This window comes from Bradyrhizobium neotropicale (assembly GCF_001641695.1).
Taxonomy (GTDB): Bacteria; Pseudomonadota; Alphaproteobacteria; order Rhizobiales; family Xanthobacteraceae; genus Bradyrhizobium; species Bradyrhizobium neotropicale.
In genome coordinates, this window is the sequence record NZ_LSEF01000067.1 from 1 (window position 1) to 4918 (window position 4918).

The 4918-nt window shown below is 62.0% G+C and carries 4 protein-coding genes; 3 read left to right on the forward strand and 1 reads right to left on the reverse strand.

Going from position 1 to position 4918, the window contains the following annotated elements; translation table 11 throughout:
• Positions 1-31 precede the first annotated feature (31 nt).
• Entirely contained in the window at positions 32-1300 is a 1269-nt protein-coding gene (locus tag AXW67_RS23075) for an IS256 family transposase (RefSeq protein ID WP_063678926.1), read from the reverse strand.
• 422 nt (positions 1301-1722) lie between these two features.
• Here AXW67_RS23075 and tnpB point away from each other — a divergent pair, with 422 nt between their 5' ends.
• The 3 genes from tnpB to AXW67_RS23090 form a co-directional block, all read left to right on the forward strand.
• On the forward strand, positions 1723-2037 hold the full coding sequence (gene tnpB, locus AXW67_RS23080) for an IS66 family insertion sequence element accessory protein TnpB (protein ID WP_063679691.1): 315 nt from the start codon (positions 1723-1725) through the stop codon (positions 2035-2037).
• A gap of 383 nt (positions 2038-2420) precedes the next feature.
• Positions 2421-4490, forward strand: coding sequence for a recombinase family protein (locus tag AXW67_RS23085; protein ID WP_063679692.1), 2070 nt, complete (start codon positions 2421-2423; stop codon positions 4488-4490).
• Positions 4491-4643: 153 nt separating this feature from the next.
• Positions 4644-4918: transposase (locus tag AXW67_RS23090; protein ID WP_201723703.1), on the forward strand; the 275-nt coding region annotated here is incomplete at its 3' end.

The window sequence follows — 4918 nt, forward strand, 5'->3', positions numbered from 1 at the left end:
GAGCTATGCGGGATTTTGGGTGACGAGGTGATCAGGCGGCGTGGGTTGCCGGCATTTGGATGACCTCGATGCCGTCGTTGAATCTGACACCTGCGATGACCTTCGGCAACTGATTTGTGCCTTTGAGCCGCCGCCAGGTCTTTGATGCGGCGATCACCAGTTTGAATACCATCAGCTTGGCGGTGGTCGGCGACAACGAGCCCTTGGTGCGCACCGTCCTGTGCCGCACGGTGGCGAACACGCTCTCGATGGGATTGGTCGTGCGCAAGTGATCCCAATGTTCGGCAGGAAAGTCGTAGAAGGCCAGCAGCGCGTCGCGATCCTTGATCAGACATTCGACCGCCCGGCCGTACTTGGCGCGGTATTTCTCGGCGAAGACGTCGATCGCCGCTTCGGCGGACGCCCGGCTCGGCGCCCAATAGACCTCGCGCAAATCTTTCTTCATGGTGGCCTGCACCGAGAGAGGGACCTTGTCCAGGACATTCACGGTCTTGTGCACCCAGCAGCGCTGGTGCCGGGTGCCGGGAAAGACCTCGTCAAGCGCCTTCCAGAAGCCGAGTGCGCCGTCGCCGACGGCAATTTCGGGCGCGATCTGCAATCCGCGCTGCTTGACGTCGATCAGGAGCTCGCGCCAGCTCTGCGCGCTCTCCCGCACGCCGACCTGAAAGCCGATCAGTTCCTTCCTGCCTTCTGGCGTTGCGCCGATCAGCACCAGCATGCACTCGCCGTGGTCTTCCATGCGGGCCTGCAGGAAGACGCCATCGGCCCACACGTACACATATCGCCGCGCCGACAGATCGCGCTTCTGCCAGCGCTCGTACTCGCCTTGCCACTCGGCCGTCAGCCGGGAAATCACCGCGGGCGACAGGTTCGGCGCCTCCTTGCCCAGCAAGGCCGTCAGCGCCTCCTGGAAATCGCCGGTCGAGATGCCGCGTAGATAGAGCACCGGCAACAGCGCATCCAGACTTCTGGTCCGCCGTGCCCACAACGGCAGGATCGCCGAGCTGAACCGGATCCGCTCGCCATCGCTGGCCGCCCCGCGGTCGCGAATCTTCGCCCGCGCGACCTCGACCGGGCCGATGCCGGTCTGGATCGTCCGCGCCGGGCCGTAGCCATGCCGCACGACACGGGCGCGTCCGTCGGCAAGCTTCAAGTCCTTCACCGTGGCAAGAAAGGTCTCGACTTCGACCTCGACAGCCTGCGCCAGAAGCTGCCGCGCACCAGCGCGCAGGATATTGGTCAGTGGATCATCGATCGCGTCGGGCTGACGAAGCGGGACAATGTTGCTAGTCTCGTTCATGGCGTATCGCTCTCCTTGAGAGGTTCTGGCAGGCTTCGACACCCGCCTCGATACGCCGCCTATCTCAGGCCGTCATCACCCAGCTTCCCGCATAACTCCGCCGAGAGTTATAGCGGGCCACGATTGGTGTCGGTGGCGGCGCGGCGCAACGGGTTGTCTACGAGCCAATTGTTCACGTGGCGCCGTTTGGCGCGCGATGGCCGGCTGAGCGGGGATGTCGTGCCGGCTCTTGTTCCCGTCGAGATCACACCTGCGCCAACACCGGCATCGATCAGCACGCCGCAAACTGCGTCTTCACCCCCTGCACAGCGCGCAAGGACTGGAATCATCGAGATCGAGATTGGCGGCGGCTGGCGCGTGCGCGTTGATGGGGACGTCGACACCGAGGCGCTGCGGCGGGTTCTTGAACTTTTGAGACGGCGATGATCCCGATCCCGAGCGGCGTCAGGGTCTGGATCGCCACTGGCCACACCGACATGCGTCGCGGCATGCAAAGCCTGGCTCTCACGGTTCAGGAGAGCTTGAAGCGCGATCCTCATGCCGGCGATCTCTACATCTTCCGGGGCCGCCGCGGTGATCTAGTCAAGATTCTCTGGCACGATGGGCTGGGTATGTCGCTCTATGCCAAACGCCTTGACCGTGGCAAGTTCATTTGGCCCGCGGCGTCGGCCGGCGCGGTATCGATCTCAGCGGCGCAAATGGCTTACATGCTCGAGGGCATCGGGAGATGCCCATAAGAGTGACGATGACGTAGCCACCTTCGAAGAGGTGGAAGTCGTCGATCCGCGTCATCCGCTTTATGGCCGGCGCTATCGATTGATCTCGATCGGTAAGGAGACGACCACGCGTGGAGCGTGCAAGGAGCTCTTTGCGCGTGTACATTACCGATTCGGTCTCACGCTTCTTCTGCCGCTCGGGGTGACGAATCTTGAGCGGAACGGCTTGCCGTGCGCCGCGCCGACCAAGCTGAGCCTCGACGCGCTGCAGGACTTAATCGCGTTGGCCGAAGAGAGCGGGGGCGCATGCCCATCGGAACCTCGAGAGGTCTGGCGCGGTTTGCCGGAAACGCTCCGGCAAGCGATCGCAGAAGATTTCGGCCAAGTCCTGCGGGAGATGAGCGATGGGCTCGGAACTCGTCAAGCCGGATCACCTGGACCGCAAAGCAGTGGTGTATGTGCGGCAATCGACGCCACACCAAGTGATCAACAATCAAGAAAGCCTCAAGCTTCAGTATGCCCTCTCACAGCGCGCTCGCGAGCTCGGATGGCGCGAGGTCGACATCGATGTGATTGATAGCGATCTTGGGCAGAGTGGCGCTGCGGCAGCCCACCGGAAAGGATTTAAGGATCTGGTCGCACGCGTCACTCTTGGCGAGGTCGGTCTTATTCTATCGATGGACGTGACGCGCCTGGCGCGCAATTGTTCGGATTGGTACCCGCTGCTTGATGTCTGCGGGCACCGCCGTTGTTTGATCGCCGACCGTGACGGCATCTACGATCCCGGAACCCCCAATGGCCGCCTGCTGCTCGGCCTGAAGGGTACGATCTCAGAGCTGGAATTGCACACGATCAAAAGCCGGATGACGGCTGGGCTTTTGGCAAGAGCCGAACGCGGTGACTTGGCCCTGCAACTGCCGGCGGGCCTTGTCCGCGATCCTTCTGGGGTGGTCACCAAGGACCCGAATCTCGAGGTGCAGGGGCGCCTGTTGCTGCTCTTCGAGACCTTCCTGAAAGTACGGACCGCCGCGCAAGTGATGCGGGCCTTTGTTGGCCGCGGCTTGGCACTGCCTCGCCGCGACCGCCATGGCGATCTGCGCTGGCAGCCTGCGACGGTGTCAGCCGTGACAGCGATCCTCAAGAATCCGGCCTATGCAGGCGCCTTTGTCTATGGAAGGACTTGGCAGAAGCCATCCCAAATACCGGGAGAGCGTCCCCAAAAAGCTCCGCGTCGTGGAACGGACTGGAGGATCGTGGTGAGGGAAAAGTACCCGACCTACATCGATTGGGAGACCTTCGAGAAGATCCAGGCGATGCTGCGCGACAATCGAGCGGAGTACCAGCACATCAAGAGCCGTGGCATCCCGCGGGATGGGGCAGCCCTGCTTCACGGTATCACCTATTGTGGCGAATGCGGACACAAGATGGCCGTGCGTTACAAGGGCGGCAGTCAATATGTCTGCAATTATTTGAAAATCCAGCGCGGTGCGCCGGAGTGTCAGAACCTGCGTGCTGCACCGATCGACGCACAGGTTGCAGCGGCATTCTTGGAAGCGGTGGCGCCGGCGGAAATCGATGCGTTGTCCAAAGCGCGCAAAACCCATCTGCAATCCGAAAGAGCCCTGTGTTACGCTGAGGAGCAGCAGGTCGAGAGGCTTCGCTATCAAGCAGCCCTCGCCGAGCGCCAGTTCAATCGCGCCGATCCCGACAACCGGCTGGTGACCGGCGAGCTCGAGCGGCGGTGGGAAGCCGCTCTGTCGGAGCTGCGCCGAGCTGAGGAAGCGTTGACCCAGCGAAAGATGCCCAAGGCCAATGAACCCTTGGGCGTTCCTCACGATGTGCGTGCCAAGGTGATCGCCCTCGGAAATCGTCTTCCGGCGCTGTGGGAGAATCCGGCGACCCGCAGGGATCATCGTAAGGCGCTCTTGCGCTGTCTGATCGAAAAGGTCGTGATGCGTCGTTGCGCCCGCGACAAGGCCGAGGTGCGCATCGTGTGGCGCGGTGGCGCAACTACTGAGCTTCTGGTCACACTACCGGTTAATGCCGTGGCCGCCTTGCCGCGGCACCGAGAGATGGTGGAGCGCATATGCACGCTGACTCGTGAGGGCATGCATGACGATGAGATCGCGCGCATTCTGACGCAGGAAGGGCATCACTCGCCATGGGAGGCGGATAAAGTCCTGCCGATCACGGTCCAGCGCATTCGTCTTAAACGCCGCCTCAAGGTGCAACATCGGCAAACACGATGGCCGGCGGTCGCAGACCATTTGACAGTAACCCAATTGGCAACCCGCCTCGGGATTCCCACCAAGTGGATCTATGTTCAGCTCAAGCGAGGGAGCATCCTGACCCTCCGGGAGCCTTCAGGCCGCTTTCTCTTTCCCGACAACGCAACCTCCTTGCAAGCCATTCGCAGCTTGAGACATCACCGTGTCGCGAAGATCGATCTGAGGGAGGATCACCATGAAAAGTAGGGGCATCAACAAAGGCCCTCGCTGGAGGGCATCGACTGGCGGAATCCGCAGCTGAGTTGGCGGCCGCATAGTGCGGGCTGAGCATAGAATCCGCAGCGGCTTTTTGCATTTTGAGGAGTCCCAACGCGTTCAATCTGTGATTCACTGCGTCGCATGGATGCTGACCGCGACGCTGTTCCGGATGACGTTGCCGCCCTGAAGAAGGCGCTGGCGGCCGAGCGCGCGAAAGGTTTGGAGATTGCGGCTGAACTCGCGGTCGCCCGCGCGAAATCGTCGGAACACGAGGCGCTGATCGCCCAGCAGAAGCTGCAGATCGCCAAGCTGAAGCATCAGATCTACGGGCAACGGTCGGAACGTTCGGCGCGGCTGATCGAGCAGTTGGCGCTGACGTTCGAAGAGCTGGAAGCCGACGCCACCGAGGACGAGCT

Excerpts from the sequence above, each read along its gene's own strand:
- AXW67_RS23075 (WP_063678926.1), bottom strand. The coding sequence starts at position 1,300 with ATGAACGAGACTAGCAACATTGTCCCGCTTCGTCAGCCCGACGCGATC.
- tnpB (WP_063679691.1), top strand. The coding sequence starts at position 1,723 with ATGATCCCGATCCCGAGCGGCGTCAGGGTCTGGATCGCCACTGGCCAC.
- AXW67_RS23085 (WP_063679692.1), top strand. The coding sequence starts at position 2,421 with ATGGGCTCGGAACTCGTCAAGCCGGATCACCTGGACCGCAAAGCAGTG.